The organism is Amycolatopsis kentuckyensis, assembly GCF_041679295.1.
GTDB lineage: Bacteria > Actinomycetota > Actinomycetes > Mycobacteriales > Pseudonocardiaceae > Amycolatopsis > Amycolatopsis kentuckyensis_A.
In genome coordinates, this window is the sequence record NZ_JBGDMD010000001.1 from 863,158 (window position 1) to 885,649 (window position 22,492).

Sequence of the window (22,492 nt, forward strand, 5' to 3'; positions counted from 1 at the left end):
GACTACCTCCGTTTTCCGGTGCGGTTGCGGGCCGCACGTACGCCGTCCGGACGCCGCAGCGTGGCCGCGCCCTGCGCGAGGTGGCGAACGGCGAGCACCACCGCGGCTTTCCGCGGGACCGGCACGTAACGCGAGGCGATCAGCACCCCGCCGGCCCAGGCCATGCGCGCCGCCGCGATTCTGCTCGTCGTCGTCACCGGTTCTTCCCGGGCAGGAACTCCTGCAGCTTCGTCTTGACCCCCTGGGCCACGAGGTGGAACGCGTCGGGGTCGCCCTTCAGCACCGCCTGAGCGGCCGACTTCACCTGCTCGAACGTCGCGTGCGGCGGGATCGGCGGCACCTCGGGGTCGCAGCGGACATCCAGCACCGCCGGCTTCCCCGCGGACAACGCGGTGTCCCACGCCGACGCGAGCTGGTCCGGCTTGTCGACGGTGACCGCCGCGAGGCCCAGCGAAAGCGCGAAGCCGGCGTAGTCGACGTCCGGCAGGCTCTGGGACTCCTCGAACTTCGGCGCGCCGCCCATCGCACGCAGCTCCCAGGTGACCTGGTTCAGGTCGTTGTTGTGGAAGACGCAGACCACGCAGCGCGGGTCGCTCCACAGGTGCTGGTAGCGGGCGATGGTGATCAGCTCGGCGAGGCCGTTCATCTGCATGGCGCCGTCGCCGACGAGGGCGATCACCGGCCGGTCCGGGTGGGCGAACTTCGCGCCGATCGCGTACGGCACGCCCGGCCCCATGGTGGCCAGCGTCCCCGACAGCGACCCGCGGATGTCGCCGCGGATGCGGAGGTTGCGGGCGTACCAGTTGGTGGACGAACCGGAGTCCGCGGTGACGATGGCGTTCTCCGGGATCCGCTTGGACAGCTCGGACACGATGGCCATCGGGTTGACCGGCTCGGCGTCGACCGCGGCTTCTTTTTCGATGGTTTCCCACCAGGAAGCGACGTTCTTCTCGATCGTCTCGCGCCAGGACCGGTCCGGTTTGCTCGTGAGCCGGGGGAGCAGCGCACGCAGCGTGGCCGCGCTGTCGCCGACGAGATTGACCTCGGTCGGGTAGCGCATCCCGATGAGCCGGCCGTCCAGGTCGATCTGCACCGCCCGCGCCTGACCGAAGTCCGGCAGGAACTGGCTGTACGGGAAGTTCGAGCCGACGATGAGCAGCGTGTCGCAGTCGCGCATGAGCTCGTAGCTCGGCCGGGTGCCGAGCAGCCCGATCGAGCCGGTCACGTACGGCAGCTCGTCGGACAGGACGTCCTTGCCCAGCAACGCTTTCGCGATACCGGCACCGGTGACCTCCGCGAGCTGCCGGACTTCTTCGGCGGCGCCACGCGCGCCTTGCCCGACCAGGACGGCGACCTTCTCGCCGGCGTTGAGCACCTCGGCCGCCGCGTCGAGGTCCGCTTCAGGGGGGACCGGGGCCGGCCACGAGGTGCCCGGCGGGCTGGACGGCACCTGCTTGAACGCGTGCTTCGGCGCTTCGTACGGTTCTTCCTGCAGGTCGGCCGGGATGATCAGCGCGGTCGGGCAGCGGGACGACTCGGCCGTGCGGATCGCCCGGTCGAGCGCGTTCGGCAGCTGCTCGGCGACGTTGACCTCGACGAGGTATTCGCTCGCGACGTCCTTGTAGAGCGCCTGCAGGTCGATCTCCTGCTGGTAGCTGCCGCCCATCGCGCTGCGCGCGGTCTGCCCGACGATCGCGACGACCGGGACGTGGTCGAGCTTCGCGTCGTAGAGCCCGTTGAGCAGGTGGATCGCGCCCGGGCCGGACGTCGCCATGCAGACGCCGACCTTGCCGCTGAACTTCGCGTAGCCGACCGCCGCGAAGGCGGCCATTTCCTCGTGCCGCGCCTGCACGAAGCGCGGCTGGTTGTCCGCTTTGCCGAACGAGGCGACGAGGCCGTTGATCCCGTCACCGGGGTAGGCGAAGACCTGCTCGACACCCCACTCGCGCAAGCGCCGGAGCAGGTGGTCGCCGACTGTCTGAGCCATGAGTACTCCCTGTGCGTCTGGGCTTCCCGTGGTCGGTTACCCGTCCGGCGCTCGTGGAATCGCGATACCCGCTTTCGGGCCGTACTATTCTTGCGTGACGCAAATGTCCCTGGAGTCCGCTGAGGCCGGTGCCGCGCTGGCAGTGCTCCGGGCCATGGTGACCATCGCCGACGCGACGGTCGGGCGGAACACCGAGCAGCTGACGCTCACCCAGTTCCGCGCGCTGCGCGTGGTGGCCGACCGGACGCCGGTCACGGTGGGCAAGGTCGCGCGCGAGCTGGCGCTGAACCCGTCGTCGGTCACCCGGGCGTGCGACCGGCTGGTGACGGTGAACCTGCTGGAAAAGGCCCCGAACCCGCTGAACCGCCGGGAGACCCTGCTCGCGCCGACGGCCCCGGGCCGCCGGCTGGTGGACCGCGTCGACCGCGACCGCCGGCAGGTGCTCGCGGCCGTGCTCGGGCAGCTCGACGCCGAGGACCGGGCCGCGGCGGTCGTCGCGTTCGAGCGGTTCGCCGAAGCCGTCAAAGCGTACGAAGCGGATTTCCGGCCACTATTGCGTGACGCAACTTAGCTCACGGTTCCGGGGCAACCGCCCGAACCGCTCAGGAGGGCGGCCGGCGGTCGGCAGCGTTCCGCCGGGCCGTCTCGATGCTGCGCAGGAACGCCACCGGGTCCGAGCCGAACTCCTCGAGCGCGCGGTGGCGGATCCCCGCCGCCACCACCGTCGATCCCACCGCCCACGCCGCGACCACCGAGATCACCGCCGGCGCCGGGAGCACCCGGCCCAGGAACGCCAGGCACACCGTCGCGGCCAGTGCCGCGACGCGGGCGACGCTTCCGTACCAGCGCTCCGCCGGGCCGGCCGAGAACACCCGGGTGCCCGACAGGTACAACGCCAGGCCGGCCGTCGTGAACCAGCCCGCCGCCTGGGGTGGGGACTCGTGCAGCGACAGGTTCACCCCCGCCGCGATGAGCACCAGCGCGAACGCCGGGAACAGGTGGCCGCCCGCGTAGAGCGAGTACGCGAGCGCCGGGTTGCCGCCCGACAGGTCGAGCATGCGCTCGTAGATCAGGGCGGCCGACGTGAAGTACAGCCACCACAGCGCGCCCGCCATCACCAGCCCGGCGACCAGGGACGCCCAGTACGCGAGGTCGTCGGCCGGGCGCTCGAGCGCCGCCGTGCCGACCGTGATCACCAGCTCGCCCAGCAGCAGGATCATGAAGAGCCCGAACCGCTCCGCCAGGTGCGCCGAGTCGACCGCCAGGTTCGGGTCGCGCGGCGGCGTCCACATGCTCCGCCACCGGGACTCCCGCGTCGGCCGTTCCCGGCGCTCGCCGCGACGCCGTTTCGGCCGGTCGCCGAGCAGCAGGAAGCCCGCCTCCTGCAGCAGCGCGAACACCCACAGCGCCCACGTGAACGGGACGACCGCCGACACGCCGAACAGGACCGCCGAGATCGTGTAGCCCCAGCTGATCCGCCGCTGGTCGAGCCCCTCGCGCGCGGGCCAGCGGTGCGCGGCCGCGAGGATCAGGCGGACCCCGGCCATGGCCGCCGCGAAGATCGCCGGGTGCCCTTCGAAGACGTGGTGCGCCTGCGTGGCGGCGATTCCGCAGGGGATGGTGCCGGCGAGGACGAACAGCCGGTCGGCGACGCGGTTGTCGTCGCCGCGGCGGTTGTACAGCACGGCGAAGCCGATCCACGTCCACCACAGCGTCGCGAACAGGCCGAGCGCGGCGGCCACGCGTGCCCAGTGCGGGTCCGCGACGACGCCGTGCGCCACCTGGCCCACCGCGAACACGAAGACCAGGTCGAAGTACAGCTCGACCCAGCCGACCCGCTTGCCGCCGCCGGTTTCGTCCACATCGGTCACGACGGCGATTCTGCCGGGTCCGCGCCGGGGCCCCGCGGGCGGGCGCCGCGGGAATTAATAACACACCATTCGAACAATGGGCGGAATTCGCCCCGGCCACCCCTGTGGGTAATTCTGCCGCCAATGCCACGCGGGGTTCGTTTGCCGCTCGGTAGGCCCTGGAACTGCGCGAACATGCTTGTACGATGTACAAGCAGCGATCACCGGCACACGTTCGGTTAACCGTGCGATCAATTTGTTCTCCGCGTTCCGAAACGCCGCTCCTTAGGGTTGACAAGGATGGCGGGCGTGGGGTTCTCTGCTGGTCGGCTCGATCAACGCCACGTCCGTGATCGGCCCTGGGGCCCTCGTCCTGTCCGAGTTCGACGTCAGCCGTGCGCGCGGCTGGGAATCGAGCGATTCCGCCATGCACGAAAGCAGATCCACGCCCCGCCTGCCGGTGGACGCCGCGTGGTGGCCGGCGCACTGGAGCGTCCGCACCAAGATCAGCGTCGTCCTCCTGCTGCCGGTCCTGGTCGCGGTGGCGCTCGCGGAAATCCGGATCCAGGGCGAGCTCGACCGGGCGACCGCGCTCAGCGCGGCCCGCGACCGGCTGCCGGTGCTGCGCGACACGATCGACCTCACCGCGTCGCTGGGAGAGGAGATGGTCGCCGCGGTCGCGGTCCCGGCCGGCGCGCCGAACACGCTGACCGCGGCCGTCGACGCGAAGGTGGCCGCCGTCCAGCGCGACACCGGCTTCGCGCCGCTGCCCGCCGACACCGGCCGCGCGCTGAACACCGCGCTGGGCAAGCTCGCCGGGATCCGCGCGGCCGGCGCCGGCGGCGGCGACGTCCGCACCAAGGCGGCCGGCTACAACGACATCATCGCCACCCTCGGCGACCTCGTGCCCGCGTTCGTCCCGGCCGACGCCGGCACCGAAACCGCGGCCGGCGCGGAGACCACCCGGCTGCTCGTGCACCTGCGCGCCGAGCTGGCCACCGAGGAGACCTACGCGCGGGCGGCGCAGAACAGCCCCGGCGACGCGTCGCTGCGCCCCGCCGTCGTGCAGACCGCCGCCGAGCAGGAAGTGCTCGGCGAGCAGGTCGAACACGAGCTCACCGGCGACCGGCTGAACCGGTTCAAGGCGGCGACGAGCTCCGCCGAAGAGCGCCTGGACACGCTCCAGGACTCCGGGAACGGCGGCACCGCGACGCTCGCGTCCTTCGCCCCTTCGATCGCCGCCGAGACCACCGGCGTGACGGCCGTGCTGAACGACGTCTCGGCGAAGCTGGCGAGCGACGTCTCGGCCGCGGCCGACCGGGCCCGGTCGGACTCCCTGCGCGACACGGCGCTGGTCCTCGGCTCGCTGCTCGGCGCGCTCGCGATCGCGCTGCTGGTGGTGCGGTCGCTGGTGACGCCGGTGCGCCGGCTGCGCGCGGCCGCCCTGCGCGCGGCGAACGAACAGCTCCCGGAGACCGTCCGGCAGGTCCGCGAGGGCCACGACGTCGACTGGCGCGCGGTGCCCGATTCCGGCGTCAAGACCGAGGAGGAGATCGGGCAGCTGGCCCGGGCGTTCGACGACATGCACCGGCAGGCGGTCCGGCTCGCCGTCGAGCAGGCCGAGCTGCGCAAGCAGGTCAGCGAGATGTTCATGACGCTGTCGCGGCGGAGCCAGTCGCTGGTCGAGCAGCAGCTGTCGATCATCGAAGACCTCGAGTCGGGGGAGCAGAACCCGAAGCGGCTCGACGAGCTGTTCCGCATCGACCACATCGCGACCCGGCTGCGCCGCAACGGCGAGAACCTGCACGTCCTGGCGGGCGGGCGGCCGGTCCGCCACGGCCGCGAACCGGTCCCGACGCGCGACCTGCTGCGCGCGGCGACGTCGGAGGTCAAGGACTACCGGCGGGTGGCGATGGGCAACGCGCCGCGCAGCTCGGTCCAGCCCGAGGCGGCGGCCGACGTGGTGCACATCCTCGCGGAGCTGCTGGAGAACGCGACGCGGTTTTCCCCGCCGGAGCACAAGGTGGCGCTGACGGCCGACCGCGGCGCCGACGGCGGGCTGCTCATCGAGGTCGTCGACCAGGGGCTGGGCATGACGCCGGCGGAGCTCGCGGCGGTGAACGAGCGGCTGGCGGCGGCCGGGACGGTCGGCCCGGACACGACCCGCCGGATGGGGCTGTTCGTGGTCGGCCGGCTGGCGTCCCTGCACGGGGTGACGGTCCGGCTGCGCGCGACGGGCACGGGAGCCCGGCACGCGGGGGTGACGGCGAGCGTCCACGTCCCGGGCGCGCTGGTGATCGCGGACCTGGCCCGCCCGATCGGCGCGGGGAGACTGGTGTCCGCCGCGGCGAATCGCAACGGCCACACCCGGCCCCCGGAGGTGCCGGCGCAGGCGTCGACGCCGATCTTCGAGCAGGTCGTGACGAGCTGGTTCACCGAGCCGTCGGCCAAGCCGGTGGCGCGGCGGAACGGGTCGGCGGGGCCGGGGGAGTGGCCGGCGGTGGGGAAGAAGGCGCCGGAGCCGGCGCCAGCGGAGTCCACAGTGGACTGGCCGCCGCCCACCGAAGCGAAGGCCGAGGCCGAAACTCCGGTGGCACGACAGAGTCCCGCCGCCGAAACCACGTCCCCTGCGCACGCCGCGGAGCCGCCCGTCCCGGCCGCGGACTGGCCCACCTCGGTCGAAAAGCCCGTCACCCGGCCCGAAAAACCCGTCGTCGGCGAGTGGGACACCCCGGCCGACCGCGCGCGGCAAGCCGCCGAAAGCGCTCTCAAGCCCGTCGCCGCGCAACGGCTCACCGAGGCCGGCCTGCCCACGCGGCGGCCCGGGGCCCAGCTCGCCCCCGGTGCGGCCGTCCCGCGCGTGCGCGAGCAGAGCGGCGGGTCGTTCCGCGACGCCGCCGCCGTCCGCACCAGCCTCTCCCGCCACTACCAGGGGATGCGCGCGGCCCGGCGGGAGACCGCGGCCCGCGCCGAAGAATCCGGAAAGGACGAAGTGGATCCGCGATGACGGAACTTCCCGACGTGCCGCCGCGCCGCTCCGGCACCGAACCCTCGGCCCGGTCCCTCAGCGGGACACTGGCCTTCCCCGGTTCCGCCGCGCCGCCCGAACGCACGGCGACGCTGAACTGGTTGGTGAACGGGTTCGTGCAGGACGTTTCGGGGGTGGCGCACGCCGTGCTGGTCTCCGCCGACGGCCTGCTCGTGGCCGCCGACGAAGCGTTGCCCCGCGAGCGCGCCGACCAGCTGGCGGCCATCGCGGCCGGCCTGTCCAGCCTGTCGCTGGGCACCGCCGAGCTGTTCACCGCCGGGCGGGTGGTGCAGTCGGTCATCGAGATGGAGCAGGGGTTCCTGCTGCTGATGAGCGTCGGCGACGGCTCGAACCTCGTCGTGCTCGCCTCGACCGGCTGCGACATCGGCCTGGTCGGCTACGAGATGACGATGCTGGTCGAGCGGGTGGGGCAGAAGGTCGACGTGCCCGCGCGCGAGATGCCGGTGGCCCAGGACCACCGGTGATCGACGACCCGCCGCCCGGGCCGTACGGGGAGGAGCCGCGGCGCAGCGCGTCGCTGGCCCGCCCGTACGCCTGGACGGAAGGCCGGACGGCGCCGGCGGTCGAGATCGCCGTCGAAGCGCTGGTCGAGACCACGGCGGCGGGCCGGGCCGAAGCGGGCTACCTCGGGTCGAGCGCGCTGGCGGAGGTCACCGAGCTGTGCCTGCGGCCGCGGTCGCTGATGGAGATCGCCGCGCTGCTGTCGCTGCCGCTCGGCGTGGTCCGCGTGCTCGTGTCGGACCTGATGCAGGACAACCTGGTGATCGTCCGCGACACGCTGTCGGACACCTCCACCTGGGACGAGCGCCACGACCTGATGGAACGCGTGCTGTACGGGCTGCGCGACCTGTAGGAAGGACTTCGCGATGGAGCATTTCGCGCTCGGGCACTGGCTGCTCGTGCTCGCGTACCTGACGTCGGTGGTGGGCTGCGCGCTCGGGCTGGCGTGCGCGGTGCAGGCCCGCCACGCGGCGGACCCCCGGCACCGCGTGCGGTGGCTGGTGCTGGCGGCGGTTTCGATCGGCGGCGTCGGCATCTGGCTGATGCACTTCGTGGCGATGCTCGGCTTCAGCACGCCGGGCATGCCGGTCCGCTACGACGTCTTCCGCACGGTGCTGTCGGCGATCCTCGCGGTGGCGGCGGTGTTCGCGGGCCTGCTGGTGGTGGGCGGCCGCGCGAAGTTCGGCTGGTGGCGCCTGGCGCTCGGCGGCGTGATCACGGGCCTGGCGGTGAACGTCATGCACTACACCGGGATGTCGGCCCTGCGGGTGAAGGGCGACTTCGGCTACGACGGCGGCCTGGTGGCGCTGTCGGTGGTGATCGCGGTGGTGGCGGCGACGGCGGCGCTGTGGTTCGCGGTGTTCCTGGACCGGCTGTCGCTGCGGCTGCTGGCGGGGTTCGTGATGGGCGCGGCGGTGACGGGCATGCACTACACGGGCATGGCGGCGGTCGAGATGCACATGGACATGAACGCCCCGGACCCGGCCGGGATCGAGGTGTTCTCCTTCCTGTTCCCGGTGTTCGTCCTGGCGGCGATCGCGATGGCGGTGCCGCTGTGCGCGGTGCTGATGGCGCCGGCGGTGTCCCCGAAGGCCGCGGAGCCCGTCGCCGGTGAACAGGTCACGGTGTGAGCTGCTCGCGGATGGCGTCGGTGTCAATGAGGGACCAGATTTCGGCGATCTTGCCGTTCTCGTAGCGGTAGAAGACGTGTTCGACGAAGGAGACGCGCTCGCCGGTGGGCGGAATGCCGCGGAAGGTCGCGACCGGGGTGCAGTCGAACCTGATGCGGCACGCGACCTGGTCGCCTTGGACGACGAGGCGTTCGATGGCGTAGCGGAGGTCGGGGATCTCGGTGGCGTCGCGCTTCAGGAGGTCCTGGAACTCGGTCAAGCGCAGGGTGCGGTCGTTGTGGACGACCGGGTCGTGCGCGAACGTCCCCAGGTCGGCGAAGCGCCGCTCGTCCAGGCAGGTCAGGTAGGCGCGGTAACGCTCTTCGATGTCCGCCATGGTGCTCCTCGTGGTCGTGGACGGCCCGCGAGCGGACTTCCCCCGCGGGCCGTCACCTCAACCCCCTACAGGATGCACAACAGCGAACACGCCTTCGCCGACGACCACGCCGTGTGCGACGGCGGTGTCCCCGGCGGGACGTTCACCGGCACGTAACTCACCTTCGCCTGGTTCGTGATCGGGAACAGGCTCAGCAACGCGTACGTCGAGCAGTACACCTGCTTGGACTGACTCGCCGCCAACGTGAAGTCCGCCGTCTGGCAGGACGGCTCCACGCTGTCCACCACGTGCGCGGACGTGATCCCGACCGGGCCGAGGTTCGTCACCGTGATCCGCCAGTACGCCGTCGCGTTCAGCAGGCCCAGGAGCCCGACCCCCGCCTGCTTCGCCCACGGTCCCGCGCCTCCCGGGCCGCACTTCGAAGCCGACGACGACGTGCAGATCTCCTTCTCCACCTTGACCTTCGGTGTGCAAGACGCCCCCGGCGCGACCGGGAGCGTCACCGTGTTCGAGGTGAACGAACCCGTCGAATCCGTACCCGACGCCGTGTTCGCCACCGACGACACCGCGCAGTCCGCCGAGATCGTCGTGCGGAAGCACAGCTGCGGCGCGTCGCCCGCGTAGTCCACCACCAGCCGGCCGGCGAACCCGGCCGCGGAGTGCAGGACCAGCGTGGTCGTCACCGTGATCGACGGGTGCGCCGCCACGGAGACCCCGGTCAGGTCGACCGAGCCGTCCGGGGCGAAGCCCGGGGTCGGCACCGTCGCGCCGTCCTGGTCCACCACCGTGACCCGTGACGCCGCGAAGTCGACGTTCGCCGGATCGACGCCCGTCAGCCGCGCCGCCGTGTAGCCCTGGACGTGCGAGCCGCCGTCGCAGTAGAAGTCACCCGGCTTCAGCGTCACCTGCCCGCCCGAACGGACGCAGGGCGTGGCCCCGGTCGTGGGATCCATCGAGAACAGCACGCCCGCGTCGCCCAGCCCGATCAGGCAGCCGGACGGCGGGTCGTACGAATACCCGTAGTCCCGCGTGGCCCCGCCGTTCACCGTGGGGTGCGAGATCGGCCCCGGCAGGCCCGCGCACGCCGCGCCCGTCGTCCAGTCGTGGCAGAGCGCCGCACCTGCGTAGCCGCCGTTCCAGATCGGCAGGTAGGTGCGCACGTGGCCGTTGGGATCGGTGACGACCTCCGGCGGGAAGGCGTACACGCCGCCAGGCAGCGCGGCCGGTCCCGGCGGGGCCGCGAGCGCGGAACCGTCCAGGGCGTAGCACGTCGTCACGTTCGTCCCGCCGGTCGTCGTCGCACACGCGCCCACCGGGGCACCGCTCGCGTCGAATGCCGTGTAGTCGTTGTAGGTGAAGTTCCCCGCCGGTCCGGTGGGCCGGGACGCGGCCCAGTTCGCGCACGCCGTCGCGGTCGCCGGGTCGAAGCAGCCCAGCGACGGCTGCTGCCCGGTGCCCGGGTTCGACGTCGACGCGAACACCTTGCCCGCCACGACCGTCACCCCGCCGTAGACGTACGGCTGGTTGGCGGCCGGTACGATCGGCGCGTACGGCTGGCCGCCGCAGGCGCTCTGCGTGGCGATCGTCCAGCACACCACGGCACCGGAGCTGACGATGCCGTACAGGTTGCCGCCGGTCGCCACGAAGCCGCCGATGCTGCTCACCGCCGGCGAGCCGCCGGTCGGGGACAGCGCCCAGTACCCGCAGTTGGCCGTGGCCGCCAGGTCGAGGCAGCCGACGCCGACCGAGGACGCGGTGACGGCGGGGTAGTAGACCTTCGCCGGCGCGGCGGGGTCGCGTACGTACTGCTCGACCATGGTGCTGGCGATGTCCCCGGCCCCCAGGGTGCCGAGCGGGCCCGGCGCGGTGTTGAGCACCTTCGGCCACGGGCCGCCCGGGCAGCGCTGCCCTGTGGCGAGGTCGGTGCAGACCACCTTCGGCGAAGTGGCCCCCAGATGGTGGTAGATGTTCCAGGCCTGCAGCGCACCACCGGTGGTGCGGTACAGGATCGGGCTGAAGCCGTCGCCGCCGGTCGCCGTCGTGACCGCCTGCACGGGCGGGGTGAGAGCACCGGACAGCGACGTCGCGTCGGGCCCGGCGTCGGGGTCGGCCGCCCGCACCGCGGTGACGCCCGAGGCGGGTTCGGTGCCGGTGAAGGTGGTGCCGTCGGTGGACCACGACGGCGTCCAGCCGGGCGGCGCGTGCAGCGAACCGGACTGGAACGCCTGGCCCGCGCCGATCCCGTCGGTGATGGTGGCGGCGCCGGACCCGGTGGCCTGGTCGTCGTAGCCGATGACCCAGTTCGCGGTGGTGCCGTGGTCGGCGGGGGAGCCGGTGCCCTGCACGGACTTCGTGAGCCCCGAGACGGCGGCGGCCTCGGCGGTCGCGGGCAGGGCGGCGGCGCCGGCCGCGACGAGCACGAGGGGCAGCACCGCTCCCAGCATGCGTCTTCGCATGAATGGTCCTCGATTCTTTCCCGAGAGTGGATTCCGGGAATCGTTTTCCCGGCCGAAGGAAAATCCTATGCCGTGCCGGGAGTGCGTTGAAGCGCTCTCACCCGGGCGCCAGAAAGGCGATGCCAACAGCGCAGTTCGTTACCGATGCGAAACAACGGACATGCGCTGTGACAAGGGGTTTTCTGACGGGCACTCACTCGGATGCCGTCGTGTCGTCACTCGATCGGGTAATGGCCGGTCGCGAAAACCGGCGCGATTCCACCGCGGTGATGATCTATTTTCCGGATGTGCGGATGGGTGGCGGCCCGCTTCTCCGGTGGCTGGGCTGGGCAAGGGTGATGCCCGCCTTCGCGTCGGGCATCTTGACGCACGCCACCGCGACACCGCTCGCCGCGAATTCGCGCGAGACCGCTCCGACGACCGCGGGCCGACGTTGCGCACCCGGACAGCGCTCTCACGGGACGGCTGCGGGCCCGTTGGCCGACAGGTCGTGCAGGACCCAGTCCGGCAACCGCGAGCCGGAACCGCGGTGCCGCGACCGGCCCGGCTCGGCGCCAGCCCGTCGTGCTCAGCCCGATTCGGCGTCGAAGCGGAGTTTGGACGTGATCCGGTACCGGTCGCCGCGGTACACCGAGCGCGTCAGCTCGACCGCCCGGCCCGTCGTGTCGCGGGTGAGCCGCTCGATGTGCAGGATCGGCGCGTACACCGCGATCTCCAGTAGCTCGGCCTGCTCCGGGTTGGTCACCGCCGGCTCGATCGTCTGCACCGCGTCGGACACCACGATCCCGAACCGCTCCCGCAGCAGCCGGTAGAAGTTGCCCGATTCCAGGTCCGCGACGGCGAGCCCGGGGACGAGGGCCGCCGGCAGCGCCAGCTGTTCGATCGCGATCGGCTCGTCGTCGACGTGGCGGACCCGCGTCACACGCAGCACCGGGGTTCCCGGGGCGAGCTCCAGGTCGGCCGCCGCCGAGCGCGGGGCCGGGGAGACCGCGAACGCGACCACCCGGCTCGTCCAGTGCCCCTCCGCGGGCGGGACGGCGAGCCCCGTCGCCAGTTCCTGCGTCACCTTGTGCGGGCTCGTGAACGTCCCGCGCCCGCGCTGGCGCACCAGCAGCCCGGTGCGGGTCAGCTCGTCGATCGCCGCCCGGACGGTCGGGCGCGACACGCCCAGCTCCGCGGCCAGGTCGCGTTCCGAGGCCAGCCCGGTGCCGGGACCGGCGTTCTCGATCACCTTGAGCAGGTGCCGCCGCACGCGGTCGCGCTTCACGGTGGGCGGGCGGTCCGCCGGCTCGCCACCTTCTTCTCGGGGGCCCCGGGTGGCGGAGCCCCCGGCCGGGGGCGAAGCCCCGGATGGCTCAGCGGTCAAGGCACCGTCTTCCCGGATAGGGGGACCGCGCCGGCGAACCGGACGCGCTCCGTGGGCAGGGCGTCCAGGGCGCGCAGCCGCTCGAGGTGACCGGCCAGGCGCTCCTGGAATTCAGCATAACTGCGCGCCGCGGGCGACCACGCGCGCTCGGCCAGCGCGCACAGCCGCGGGAACGCCAGGTGCCGCACGTGGTCGGGGGTCGGCGCGTGCTCGGTCCACAGCTGGGCCTGCGTGCCGAGCACCCCGGGCCGGGTCCCGTCGCTGACCGGGAGCCCGCCCGCCAAGGGGTCGAAGCGGTGGACGTCCCGGAGTGTCGTGACGTCCGCGCGCGGCGGTTCGTCCGGTTCCTCGCTCTGCCGGTAGTCGAAGTAGGTCGACGTGTGCGGCGCCATGATCACCTGGTGCCCGCGGGCCACGGCGAGGGCGCCGTGCGCGGCGTCGCGCCACGCCGTGACGACCATGTCCGGCGGCAGCCGGCCGGCGGCGTGGCCGGTCTCGTCCCAGCAGACCGCTCGCCGGCCGAGGCCCGCCAGGAAGCCGTGCAGCTCGCTCAGGAACCAGGGGTGCAGCTCGGCGGTGTCGCTCAACCCGAGCCGGGCGGCCTTCGCCCGCGCGACCGGGTTCGACGCCCACTGCGTCGTCGGGCACTCGTCGCCGCCGATGTGCAGATACGGGCCGGGGAAGACGTCCGCGACCTGCGTGAGGACCTCGCGGCAGAACGCGAACGCGCCGTCGTGGACGCCGAGGATGTCCGGGCTGATGCCCCACGCGGTCCACACCGGGAGCCGCACGTCCGGGCGGTTGCCCAGCTCGGGGTAGGCGGCCAGCGCCGAGCGGACGTGCCCGGGGAGCTCGATCTCCGGCACGACCCGCACCCCGCGGTCGGCCGCGAAGGCGACGAGTTCGCGCAGCTCGCGCTGGGTGTAGAAACCGCCGTGGGGAACGCCGTCGTAGACGTCGCTGCCGGCCGCCCCGACCATCGACTCCGCGCGCCACGCGCCGACTTCGGTGAGCCGCGGCCGTCCGTCGATCTCGATCCGCCAGCCCTGGTCGTCGGTCAGGTGCAGGTGCAGGACGTTGTACTTGTGCAGCGCCAGCAGGTCGACGAACTCGCGGAGGAACTCCAGCGGCAGGAAGTGCCGGGCGACGTCGAGCAGCACCCCGCGCCACGGCAGCCGGGGTGCGTCACGGATGTGCAGGCACGGCAGCCGCGGCGGCCCGTGCAGCGGCACCAGCTGCCGGAGGGTCTGCACGCCGTTGCGCAGTCCCGCTTCGGTCGACGCGGTGAGGAGCGCACCCGTCGGCGTGACGTCGAGTTCGTAGCCCTCCAGGCCGTGGTTCCCGTCGGACACGAGGTCGAGGCGGATCGCCGGTCCACTGTGGATCGACGGCCGGGGAAGGTAGCCGGCGAGCAGGCGCGCCGCGCGCTCGGCGCCGCGCCCGGCCAGGACGCGCAGCCCGCCGGCCGGCGCGAAGGAGCCGGCGCGGCGGGTCAGCCGCGCGGGGTGGGGGATGATCATCAGCCTTTCACCGCGCCCGCGGTCATGCCTTCGACCAGGTGGCGCTGCACGAGCGCGAAGAAGACGACGACGGGCAGCGCGAACAGCGTCGATGCGGCGATCAGGCCGCCGTAGTCGGTGCCGGTGCTCGTGCTGAACGACACCAGCCACACCGGCAGCGTGTAGCCGGAACTGTCCTTCATGATCACGTACGCGAACAGGAAGTCGTTCCACGCCGTGATGAACGCGAACACGCTGGTCGCGATCAGCCCGGGCAGCACCAGCGGCAGCAGGATCGAGCGCATGACGCGCCCCCGCGTCGCGCCGTCGACCATCGCCGCCTCCTCCAGTTCGACCGGGATGCCGTGCAGGAACCCCCGCAACGTCCAGATCGTGAACGGCAGGACGAGCGCCACGTACGTCAGGACCAGCCCGAACAGCGTGTCGAGCAGGTGCGCGCTCTTGAGCCCGAGGAACAGCGGGATGACCAGCGCGGGCACCGGCACCATCTGCAGCACCAGCACACCGACGAGGAAGCTGCGGCGGCCGAAGAACCGGAAGCGCGTCAACGCCGTCGCGGCCAGGAAAGCGACCACAATGGACAGTGCGACGACCGCGACGACGACCACGACGCTGTTGACGAGGTCCTGGACGAACCCGGGCTTGGCGAGCGCGTCGGCGAAGTTGTCGAAGGTGATGTCGAACGGCAGGAACTCCGGAGTCGGCTGGAGGATCTTGCCCGCGGGCTTGAACGCCGTGAGCACCATCCAGTAGACCGGGAAGATCCACACCAGACAGAAGACGGCGGCGGTGGCATTTCGGCCGATGCGCCGGATCACAGGTCCTCCCCGGAGCGGACGAGCCGGCGCACGTACACGGCCGTCATCGCGACGAGCAGCGCGACCGAGACGACGGCGATCGCCGCGCCCTGCCCGAAGTCGTTGCGGCTGAACGCCCGGGTGAACGTCCAGATGCCCAGGGTCGTCGTGCCGCCGTTCGGCCCGCCCTGGGTCAGGATCCAGATCTGGTTGAACACGGTGAAGTCCCAGATCACCGACAGGATGGTGACCAGGCCGAGGATCGGCTGCAGGAACGGGAAGGTGATGGTGCGGTGCACCCGCCACGGCCGGGCGCCGTCCAGTTCGGCGGCTTCGTAGTACGACCGCGGGATCTGCGACAGGCCCGCGTGGAGCGTGAGTGCGACGAACGGCACGGACTGCCAGACGACGAGCAGCCAGACGAGCGTGAACGCCGACGCCGGGGACGTCGTCCAGTCGTGCTGGGTGAGGTCGCCGAAGCCGACCTGGGTGAGCAGCCAGTTGACCACGCCGTAGCCGGGCTGGAAGAGCCACTGCCAGACCAGAGTGGACGCCACGTTCGGCAGCGCCCACGCGGCGATCAGGCAGAGCGTGACGGCCGTGCGCATACCGCGGCCCAGACGTTGCAGCAGCAGCGCGACGCCGAACCCGACGACCAGGGTGCCGATGACCAGCGCCGCGCAGAACCCGATGCTGCGGGCGAGGACCGGGAGGAGCTGGTCGTCGCCGAGGACCGCGGCGTAGTTGTCCAGACCGGCGAAGGACGTCGTGCCGGTGAACAGGGTCCGCAGGCTGTACTGCTGCAGGGAAATGACGATCAGGCGGACCAGCGGGTAGCCCAGGACGAGTCCCAGGAGGACGGTCGCGGGCAGCAGCAGGCCGTAGGGCAGCAGCGAGGGACGCCGGCGCGGCGTGGCCGGTCTCGGCGGGGCTTCGGGCGGCGCTTTCTCCAGCACTGTGCCGTTCGTTGCCAATCCGACCACAGTCACGGCCGGATGGCTTTCGTGGCCATGGCACGTACCGCTGGAGGGCCGGCCTACTTTTGGTCGGATTGGCAACACGAGGACTCCTTCGCGGAAAAGGGGCGGGGTGGCCCGGTTGGGGACGGCAGTCGGCCGGGCCACCCCGCCGGTCAGCGGGCGTTCAGCGCCTCGGTCAGGTGAACGTCGAAGTCCTTGGCGGCGTCGGCGATCGGCCGGCGCCCGGTGGCGATGTCCGCGAAGAAGGTGTTGATCGACTTGTCGCTCTCGATGGTCGCCCAGCCGGGCGCGGCCGGGGTGGCGACGCTCGTCTTGGCCGCGGTGGCGAAGGCGGCGTTGAGCGGCGGGAGCGTCGGCGTGATCCGGTCGATCAGCTGGGTTGAGATGGGGGTCCAGCCGTCGATGCCGACGATCGCGTCGCGCTGGACGGCCGGGTCCGTCGCGGCCTTGAGGTAGGCGAGCGCGAGGTCGGAGTTGCGGCTCTTGGCGGCGACGGCGAGGTCGGACCCGCCGAGGAACACCGGCTGCGTCTTGCCGGGGGTGGCGCTCGGGAACGGGAAGGTGCCCAAGCGGTCCTTCAGCTCCGGCTTGTTCTTGACGACGGTGTTGACGCTCGTGTCGAGGATCGCCCCGGCGCCGCCGGAGGAGAAGATCGCGGCCTGGTCGGGAGCTTTCGTGTCGACGTTGCGGGACGCGGGGGAGGAGTAGGCGTTCTGGAAGTCCTTCCAGGCTTGCAGGCCCTTCTGCGCCTCCGGGCTTTCGAGCGCGCCCGCCCACTTGCCGTCCTTCTGCGTGGCGAGCTGACCGCCGGCGTCCCAGACGAACTGCAGCGCGCCGTACCAGTACTTGCCAGGGAAGTGGAAGGCCGAGTAGTCCGCGGCGGGGTGCTTGGCCTTGATCTTGTCGAGGTCCTGCGTGAGTTCGGTGAACGTCTTCGGCGGCGCGGTGATCCCGGCGTCGGCCCAGACCTGCTTGTCGTAGATGACCGCGCGGTTGCCGGCGAAGAGCGGGGCGCCGTAGAGGTGTCCGTCCACAGTGGCCGGCCCGGCCAAACCGTCCAGCCAGGTCTGGCCGCCGGCGAGCTCGTCGCGGTGCGGGTTCAGGTCGGTGAGCGCGCCGTTGGCGGCGAACAGCGGGACGTTCGTGTTGCCGATCTCGATGACGTCGGGGGTGTTGTCCTGGGCCAGCGCGGTGCTGATCTTGGTGTTGATGTTGTCCCACTCCTGGATCTGCACGGTGACCTTCGCGCCGGTGGCCTTCTCGAACGCGGCGTTGATCGCCGCGGTGGCCTTGTCGGACAGGTCGCCGTTCATCAGCCAGACGGTCAGCTGCCCGCCGCCCTGGGCGGACGGGGCGGGGGTGTCGGTACCGCAGGCGGCGGTGGCGGTCACGGCGGCGACGGCCAGGGCGGCGGCGAAAGTGCGTCTGCGCATGGGAATTCCCGGGGAGTGAGGTAGTGGGGGGAGCGGTGCGAGTGGCCGGGGGCCGCGGCCCGGGGTGGTCCCTGTGACCCGGGCCGCGGCCGGACTTCAGCAGTGGCCGAGGTCGGCCCACTGGGCGGTGAGCCCGGGTTCGGACCCCTGGGTCCACCAGTTCGCCTGCCAGAGGTGCGCGTTGTGCTTCACCCGCTGGCCGCCGAGGTACACCGTGCCCCAGTCCCACTCCGGCGCCGTCGAGCAGTCGGCCGGCTGCGACGGCGTCGTCGGGGTCGTGGGTGTGGTCGGGGTGGTCGGCGTCGTCGGAGTGGTGGTCGCCGGCGGGGTGGTGGGCGTGGTGCACCCGTTCACCGTGTCCACATGGGACGTTCCGGCGGTCCGGTAGGAACCCGCGCGGGCCACGGCGTCCGACGGCGAAACCACCTGGTTGCCCGCGTAGTACGTCCAGTCGACCTGTTCGGTGTAGACGCTGTTGCCGCTCGTGTGCCCGGCCGTGTCGATGAACCACATGTTGTAGTTGATCGACATCGGCGTCCGCGGGTACACCGGGTTGCCCTGCGCGTCGGTGGTGTGGTCGGCGGTGAGCACGCCGTCGATGTAGTACTTCACGTGCCCGCCCGACACCTGCGTGACGATGTCGTGCCAGCCCGCGAAGCTGCGGTTCTGCGCGGTGGACGTGCGCAGGCCGTCCCACGTCGGGCTGTTCCAGTAGGTGTACCAGCTGGTCTGGTAGTCGGCCGTCGGCCCGCCCCAGCCGCCGTTGGGCAGGTACTCCGAGAAGTCCAGCTCGCTGTAGAGCGGGTCGCGGTCGTACCGCAGCGGCGAGATCGTGAAGTACGTTTCGTTGACATGGTCGCCGTCCGTGCCGCTGTCCGGCGCGTCGGTGAAGCGGACCCGGCTCGCGTACGTGCCTTCGAAGAACCGCAGCTGGTTCTGGTACATCTCCGAATGCGTGGTGCCGGCCGAGCTGCCGTCGGTGCCGGCGGCGAGCTGGGCGACGCGCTCGCCGTTCACCGTCGGGAAGGTGACGTTGCTGGTGAGCCACCGCGCGCCCGCCACGCCGGGGCTGCCGACGTCGTTGCGCGTGGTCCAGCCGGCCCCGCTGAAGGCGGAATCGGTCGGGGCGTTGTAGTGGAAGTCGTCGAACAGCACCCCGCAGTCGGCGGCCGCCGCGGCCGGCGGGCTCGCGCTGGCCCCGCCGGTGAGGATCAGGGCTGTCGCGGCCACGGTCGCGGCGCTCGTCAGGGCTGCTGTGGTGGTCCGGGTTCTGCGGGACATGGGTCTCCTCCTGAGGATGGCCGTCCGCCGGAGCTCCCTGATTGGTCTAGACGAATCAGGTGGCGAGGACTCTCCTCCTGACCATTGGTAAAGTCAAGACGGCGCGAGAACTTACCTTTGGTAATTTCCGGGGCCGGTTTCCGGCGGGTCCCGTGCGGCTTGTCGAGTTACCGTCGACCCGTTCGTCATCCTCTTCGACCGACGCCGGACGAAGGAGCGCACGTGCTCTACATGCTGCTGATCTACAACTGCGAACGGCCCGAGCCGGGCGACGCCGGGTTCGAGGAGGCGCTGGCCGCCGTCAACGCGTTCGCCGACGAGTGCCGCCGCCGCGGCGTCTTCGTCTCCGGCCACCCCCTGCAGGGCGAGCACACCGCCACGACGGTAATCGTGCAGGAGGGCCGGACGCTCATCACGGACGGGCCCTTCGCCGAAACCCACGAGCACCTCGGCGGCGTGTACGTCTTCGACTGCCGCGACCTCGACGAAGCCCTCGAGCTGGCCGCGCTGTGCCCGATGGCCGCCCAGGGGTCGATCGAGGTCCGCCCGGTCGCCGGCGTGCCCGGGCTGGACCACCGCGCCGCCCGTGGCTGAGCGGGCGGCCGGTGCCGTCGAACGCGTCTACCGCGCGGACCGCGCCCGGCTGCTCGCCGCGCTGGTCCGCGTGCTCGGCGACTTCGAGCTCGCCGAAGACGCCCTGCAGGACGCGGTCGCGCGGGCGCTGCGGACGTGGGACACGACCATCCCGGACGACCCCGCGGCCTGGCTGCTGACCGCGGCGCGCAACAGCGCGGTCGACCGGATCCGCCGCGCCCGCGTCGGCCGCGCCAAGCTGGCCGAGGTCGCGGCCGGGGAAAGCGGGGTGAGCACGGTGCACCTGCCGGACGACCGGCTCGCCGAGGTCGGCGACGACCGGCTCAGCCTGCTCTTCACCTGCTGCCACCCGGCGTTGGCCGAAGACGCCCGGGTCGCGCTGACGCTGCAGGCGGTCGCGGGCCTGACCGCCGCCCAGATCGCGCGGCTGTTCCTCGTCGCCGAACCGGCGCTGGCGCAGCGGCTCGTGCGCGCGAAACGCAAGATCCGCGACGCGGGCATCTCGCTGAGCGTCCCGCCGGACCACCTGCTGCCGGACCGCCTCGCCGGCGTCCTCGCGGTCATCTACCTCGTCTTCACCCGCGGCTACGTCTCACCGGCCGGCCGGGACGAGCCGGCGGAGCTGCGGCGCGAAGCGATCCGGCTGGCGAAGCTGCTGGCTGCGCTGATGCCGGACGAGCCGGAAGCGCTCGGCCTGGTCGCGCTGCTCCTGCTGCAGGACTCGCGCTCGGCCGCCCGCTACACCGGCGACGGCGACGTCGTCCTGCTCGAAGACCAGGACCGCGGGCGGTGGGACCGCGCCGAGATCGCGGAGGCGCTCGGTGTGCTCGGGCGGGCGCTGCGGCACGGGAGGGTCGGGCAGTACCAGCTGCAGGCGGCGATCGCGGCCCAGCACGCGCAGGCGCGCACGGCAGCCGACACCGACTGGGCGCGCATCGCCGCGCTCTACGCGCAGCTTCGGACGCTCGCGCCGTCACCCGTGGTCGGGCTCAACCACGCCGTCGCCGTCGCGATGGCGTCCGGTCCCGAGTCCGGCCTGGCTCTGGTCGAGGCCGTCGAAGGGCTCGACCGCTACCACCTCTGGCACGCCGCCCGCGCGGACCTGCTGCGCCGCCTCGGCCGTCCCGAGGACGCCGCCGCCGCGTACCGGCGGGCCCGCGAGCTGGCCGAATCCCCGGCCGACCACCGTTTCCTCGACCACCGCCTGCACGAACTGGAGTCCTGATGAGACTGTCCATCCTGGACACCGGCCACCGGCGCCGGGCCCGCGTCTTCATGGCCGTCACGGGCAAGCTCTCCGGCGTCACGAGCCCGGACATCGTCAAGCTGCTGCTGTACCGGCCCGGGTTCCTGACCCGGCCGCTGCTGGAGCTGACCGCGCCCGCGATGCGCGGCGAGTCGTACTGGACCGCCGCCGAGCGCGAATACCTCGCGATGAGCACGGCGCGGGTGCACGAGTGCCCGTTCTGCCTGGTCACGCACGCCGAGCTGGTGCGCGTCGCCGGCGGCGGCGACCTCGATCCCCGGCCGGAACTGCTTGCCGTGCAACGGTTCCTCGAGGACGTCTCGCGCGACGCCGACCTCGACACCGCGCCGCTGCGCGCCTTGCCTCCGCACGCCGTGTCGGAGGCGTTGAACGTCAACCTGGTGTGGAACATCGTCAACCGGCTCGCGAACGCGTTCGGCTTCGAGCTGCTCGACGGGCAGCTGAAGACGGGCACGCGGGCGCTGCACCGCGCGGGCTACCGGTTCCCGGGCTTCCTGCTCGCCGCGGGTCCGGACGACCTCCGGGCGAGCGTCTTCGACCAGCCTGCGCGCACGAGCCCCGAACTGCGGCGGGCGGCCGGCGCGGGTGCGGAGCTGCCTTCCCCGTGGGGCGGCTACGTGACGCTGGTTCGCGAGGCGTCCCACCGGGTGCGCGACGACGACGTCCGAGCCTTGCTCGCCGCCGGGTGCGGCGAGGACGAGATCTTCGAGGTCACGGTGGCCGCGGCGGTGGGCGCGGCGCTGCGCAGCTTCGACGCCGGCCACGCCGCGCTCACGGCTTAGCGGACTCGAACAGCTCCACGAGGTTGCCCGCGGGGTCGGCCAGCAGGATCTGCCGCCCGCCGGGCCCGGCGACGACGTCACCGCGGAAGGTGAGGCCCGCCTCGGTCAGCCGGGCGATCTCGGCGTCGAGGTCGGGGACGACGAGGTGGATCCGGTTGCGCCCGGGGGCCGCGGCGTCGGCGGGGGTGGCGCGGGCGCCGGAGCTGGCGGGCCCGGAGAGCAGCAGCCGCAGCGGTCCGCGGACGACGTCGGCGAACGCGGGCGCGGCGCTCATGCGCACGGTGAACCCCAGGTGGGTGGTGTAGAAGTCGAGGGCCGCCGGGACGTCGTCGACGACGTACCGGACACTGGCGTGCTGTTCGGTCATGGCCGGGTCTCCTTGCCTTGTGCCACCACGAGATCCGGCAGCAGGTGCCGGACGCGGGTGTCGATTTCGGCCGCCGTCCGCCGGAACGCGTCGTAACCCGAGGGCTCGGCGACGCTCCAGTGGCGACGGCTGGGGAACTCGGGGCAGACCTCGCGGGCCTTGTCGCACAGGGTGACGACGTGGTCGAACCGCCGTCCGGCGACGGCGTCGAGGGCCCGCGGTCGTTGCCCGCCGAGGTCGATGTCGAAGTCGTCGCGCAGCACTCGGAGGGTGTCCGGGTGCAGCGCGGTTTTGGGTCGCGTCCCGGCGCTGGTGACGTCGATTTTGCCGCCGGTCCGCCGGCGGAGCACGGCTTCGGCGATGGGGGAGCGGGCGCTGTTGCCGGTGCAGACGAACAGCACGGCGATCCGCCCGTAGGTCACCGGCGGCGGCTCGCGGCGCAGGGCGGGGTGCAGCGCCGACCCGGTCTCGGCCAGCGCGGCGGCGCACCGGTCGAGGTCGAGGTGGTAGTAGCTGTCCCGGCCATCGAAGCTGCTGCGCGTGGCGGCGACCAGGCCGCCGTCCCGGAGCAGCCGCAGGTGGTAGGAGACGAGGTTCTGCGGCTGGCCGAGGCGCTCGGTCAGCTCGCGCACCCGCAAGTCGCTCCCGGCCAGCGCCGACAGCAGCGCCCACCGCAGCGGGTGGGCGGCCAGCCGGACGAACGCGGGCGCCTCCATGGCCCGAAAGATACATCAAATGGGCTTGATGGACCAGGGC

At 72.3% G+C, this 22,492-nt stretch carries 21 protein-coding genes; 8 read left to right on the forward strand and 13 right to left on the reverse strand.

All coding sequences use genetic code 11. The annotated features are described in order from the left end of the window. Positions 1 to 2 precede the first annotated feature (2 nt). Positions 3 to 197 (reverse strand): hypothetical protein, encoded by a 195-nt coding sequence (locus tag ACERZO_RS04000; RefSeq protein ID WP_372661793.1) that lies wholly within the window; start codon positions 195 to 197, stop codon positions 3 to 5. Continuing rightward, the gene (locus tag ACERZO_RS04005; protein ID WP_372661796.1) at positions 194 to 1,987 is read right to left on the reverse strand and encodes a thiamine pyrophosphate-requiring protein; all 1,794 of its coding nucleotides are present in this window, start codon (positions 1,985 to 1,987) and stop codon (positions 194 to 196) included. Before ACERZO_RS04005 ends, ACERZO_RS04000 begins: the two co-directional genes overlap by 4 nt. A gap of 103 nt (positions 1,988 to 2,090) precedes the next feature. Between ACERZO_RS04005 and ACERZO_RS04010 the strand changes: the two genes are divergently transcribed. Then, complete coding sequence (locus ACERZO_RS04010; RefSeq protein ID WP_372662943.1) at positions 2,091 to 2,558, forward strand: MarR family winged helix-turn-helix transcriptional regulator; 468 nt, start codon at positions 2,091 to 2,093, stop codon at positions 2,556 to 2,558. Positions 2,559 to 2,589: 31 nt separating this feature from the next. Here the strand turns inward: ACERZO_RS04010 and ACERZO_RS04015 are convergent, their stop codons facing one another. Next, entirely contained in the window at positions 2,590 to 3,858 is a 1,269-nt protein-coding gene (locus tag ACERZO_RS04015; protein WP_372661799.1) for a low temperature requirement protein A, read from the reverse strand. A gap of 406 nt (positions 3,859 to 4,264) precedes the next feature. Here ACERZO_RS04015 and ACERZO_RS04020 point away from each other — a divergent pair, with 406 nt between their 5' ends. From ACERZO_RS04020 to ACERZO_RS04035, 4 genes are read left to right on the forward strand one after another with little or no spacing between them, the layout of a single operon-like run. Beyond that, entirely contained in the window at positions 4,265 to 6,844 is a 2,580-nt protein-coding gene (locus ACERZO_RS04020; protein ID WP_372661802.1) for an ATP-binding protein, read from the forward strand. After that, entirely contained in the window at positions 6,841 to 7,350 is a 510-nt protein-coding gene (locus ACERZO_RS04025; protein ID WP_372661805.1) for a roadblock/LC7 domain-containing protein, read from the forward strand. Before ACERZO_RS04020 ends, ACERZO_RS04025 begins: the two co-directional genes overlap by 4 nt. Then, positions 7,347 to 7,739 carry a DUF742 domain-containing protein gene (locus ACERZO_RS04030; RefSeq protein ID WP_372661808.1) on the forward strand — a complete coding sequence of 131 codons (393 nt, stop codon included), beginning with the start codon at positions 7,347 to 7,349 and terminating at the stop codon, positions 7,737 to 7,739. The genes ACERZO_RS04025 and ACERZO_RS04030 overlap by 4 nt, the downstream gene beginning before the upstream one ends. Before the next feature lie 13 nt (positions 7,740 to 7,752). Further along, a complete protein-coding gene (locus ACERZO_RS04035) occupies positions 7,753 to 8,517 on the forward strand; it encodes an MHYT domain-containing protein (protein ID WP_372661811.1) in 765 nt (254 codons plus the stop codon). Here ACERZO_RS04035 and ACERZO_RS04040 read toward each other — a convergent pair. The 8 genes from ACERZO_RS04040 to ACERZO_RS04075 form a co-directional block, all read right to left on the reverse strand. Beyond that, complete coding sequence (locus ACERZO_RS04040) at positions 8,507 to 8,893, reverse strand: ester cyclase (RefSeq protein WP_372661814.1); 387 nt, start codon at positions 8,891 to 8,893, stop codon at positions 8,507 to 8,509. The two genes, ACERZO_RS04035 and ACERZO_RS04040, sit on opposite strands and share 11 nt — an antisense overlap. A 65-nt stretch (positions 8,894 to 8,958) precedes the next feature. Further along, a complete protein-coding gene (locus ACERZO_RS04045) occupies positions 8,959 to 11,349 on the reverse strand; it encodes a DUF7617 domain-containing protein (RefSeq protein WP_372661817.1) in 2,391 nt (796 codons plus the stop codon). 568 nt (positions 11,350 to 11,917) lie between these two features. After that, the gene (locus ACERZO_RS04050) at positions 11,918 to 12,616 is read right to left on the reverse strand and encodes a GntR family transcriptional regulator (RefSeq protein WP_372661820.1); all 699 of its coding nucleotides are present in this window, start codon (positions 12,614 to 12,616) and stop codon (positions 11,918 to 11,920) included. Between the two features lie 95 nt (positions 12,617 to 12,711). Further along, positions 12,712 to 14,235, reverse strand: a complete 1,524-nt coding sequence (locus ACERZO_RS04055; RefSeq protein WP_372661823.1) for a beta-N-acetylhexosaminidase — start codon at positions 14,233 to 14,235, stop codon at positions 12,712 to 12,714. Beyond that, the gene (locus ACERZO_RS04060) at positions 14,235 to 15,053 is read right to left on the reverse strand and encodes a carbohydrate ABC transporter permease (RefSeq protein WP_372661826.1); all 819 of its coding nucleotides are present in this window, start codon (positions 15,051 to 15,053) and stop codon (positions 14,235 to 14,237) included. The genes ACERZO_RS04055 and ACERZO_RS04060 overlap by 1 nt, the downstream gene beginning before the upstream one ends. Continuing rightward, positions 15,050 to 15,988, reverse strand: a complete 939-nt coding sequence (locus ACERZO_RS04065) for a carbohydrate ABC transporter permease (protein WP_372661829.1) — start codon at positions 15,986 to 15,988, stop codon at positions 15,050 to 15,052. Before ACERZO_RS04065 ends, ACERZO_RS04060 begins: the two co-directional genes overlap by 4 nt. 176 nt (positions 15,989 to 16,164) lie before the next feature. After that, the gene (locus tag ACERZO_RS04070) at positions 16,165 to 17,445 is read right to left on the reverse strand and encodes an extracellular solute-binding protein (RefSeq protein WP_372661832.1); all 1,281 of its coding nucleotides are present in this window, start codon (positions 17,443 to 17,445) and stop codon (positions 16,165 to 16,167) included. A gap of 96 nt (positions 17,446 to 17,541) precedes the next feature. Next, entirely contained in the window at positions 17,542 to 18,726 is a 1,185-nt protein-coding gene (locus tag ACERZO_RS04075; RefSeq protein ID WP_372661835.1) for a carbohydrate-binding protein, read from the reverse strand. Between the two features lie 231 nt (positions 18,727 to 18,957). Between ACERZO_RS04075 and ACERZO_RS04080 the strand changes: the two genes are divergently transcribed. From ACERZO_RS04080 to ACERZO_RS04090, 3 genes are read left to right on the forward strand one after another with little or no spacing between them, the layout of a single operon-like run. Continuing rightward, positions 18,958 to 19,320 carry a YciI family protein gene (locus tag ACERZO_RS04080; RefSeq protein ID WP_444843214.1) on the forward strand — a complete coding sequence of 121 codons (363 nt, stop codon included), beginning with the start codon at positions 18,958 to 18,960 and terminating at the stop codon, positions 19,318 to 19,320. Beyond that, entirely contained in the window at positions 19,313 to 20,545 is a 1,233-nt protein-coding gene (locus ACERZO_RS04085; RefSeq protein WP_372661841.1) for an RNA polymerase sigma factor, read from the forward strand. Before ACERZO_RS04080 ends, ACERZO_RS04085 begins: the two co-directional genes overlap by 8 nt. Continuing rightward, complete coding sequence (locus ACERZO_RS04090) at positions 20,545 to 21,369, forward strand: hypothetical protein (RefSeq protein WP_372661844.1); 825 nt, start codon at positions 20,545 to 20,547, stop codon at positions 21,367 to 21,369. The genes ACERZO_RS04085 and ACERZO_RS04090 overlap by 1 nt, the downstream gene beginning before the upstream one ends. Here the strand turns inward: ACERZO_RS04090 and ACERZO_RS04095 are convergent. Beyond that, entirely contained in the window at positions 21,359 to 21,736 is a 378-nt protein-coding gene (locus tag ACERZO_RS04095; RefSeq protein WP_372661847.1) for a VOC family protein, read from the reverse strand. The genes ACERZO_RS04090 and ACERZO_RS04095 overlap by 11 nt on opposite strands. Next, positions 21,733 to 22,452, reverse strand: coding sequence for an arsenate reductase/protein-tyrosine-phosphatase family protein (locus ACERZO_RS04100; RefSeq protein WP_372661850.1), 720 nt, complete (start codon positions 22,450 to 22,452; stop codon positions 21,733 to 21,735). Before ACERZO_RS04100 ends, ACERZO_RS04095 begins: the two co-directional genes overlap by 4 nt. Between the last annotated feature and the right edge of the window lie 40 nt (positions 22,453 to 22,492).

Bases quoted from the DNA above. Each gene is read 5' to 3' on its own strand.
- ACERZO_RS04070 (WP_372661832.1), bottom strand. From the start codon at position 17,445: ATGCGCAGACGCACTTTCGCCGCCGCCCTGGCCGTCGCCGCCGTGACC.
- ACERZO_RS04095 (WP_372661847.1), bottom strand. From the start codon at position 21,736: ATGACCGAACAGCACGCCAGTGTCCGGTACGTCGTCGACGACGTCCCG.
- ACERZO_RS04075 (WP_372661835.1), bottom strand. From the start codon at position 18,726: ATGTCCCGCAGAACCCGGACCACCACAGCAGCCCTGACGAGCGCCGCG.
- ACERZO_RS04055 (WP_372661823.1), bottom strand. From the start codon at position 14,235: ATGATCATCCCCCACCCCGCGCGGCTGACCCGCCGCGCCGGCTCCTTC.
- ACERZO_RS04040 (WP_372661814.1), bottom strand. From the start codon at position 8,893: ATGGCGGACATCGAAGAGCGTTACCGCGCCTACCTGACCTGCCTGGAC.
- ACERZO_RS04020 (WP_372661802.1), top strand. From the start codon at position 4,265: ATGCACGAAAGCAGATCCACGCCCCGCCTGCCGGTGGACGCCGCGTGG.
- ACERZO_RS04010 (WP_372662943.1), top strand. From the start codon at position 2,091: ATGTCCCTGGAGTCCGCTGAGGCCGGTGCCGCGCTGGCAGTGCTCCGG.
- ACERZO_RS04080 (WP_444843214.1), top strand. From the start codon at position 18,958: ATGCTGCTGATCTACAACTGCGAACGGCCCGAGCCGGGCGACGCCGGG.
- ACERZO_RS04045 (WP_372661817.1), bottom strand. From the start codon at position 11,349: ATGCGAAGACGCATGCTGGGAGCGGTGCTGCCCCTCGTGCTCGTCGCG.
- ACERZO_RS04025 (WP_372661805.1), top strand. From the start codon at position 6,841: ATGACGGAACTTCCCGACGTGCCGCCGCGCCGCTCCGGCACCGAACCC.
- ACERZO_RS04035 (WP_372661811.1), top strand. From the start codon at position 7,753: ATGGAGCATTTCGCGCTCGGGCACTGGCTGCTCGTGCTCGCGTACCTG.
- ACERZO_RS04100 (WP_372661850.1), bottom strand. From the start codon at position 22,452: ATGGAGGCGCCCGCGTTCGTCCGGCTGGCCGCCCACCCGCTGCGGTGG.
- ACERZO_RS04005 (WP_372661796.1), bottom strand. From the start codon at position 1,987: ATGGCTCAGACAGTCGGCGACCACCTGCTCCGGCGCTTGCGCGAGTGG.
- ACERZO_RS04090 (WP_372661844.1), top strand. From the start codon at position 20,545: ATGAGACTGTCCATCCTGGACACCGGCCACCGGCGCCGGGCCCGCGTC.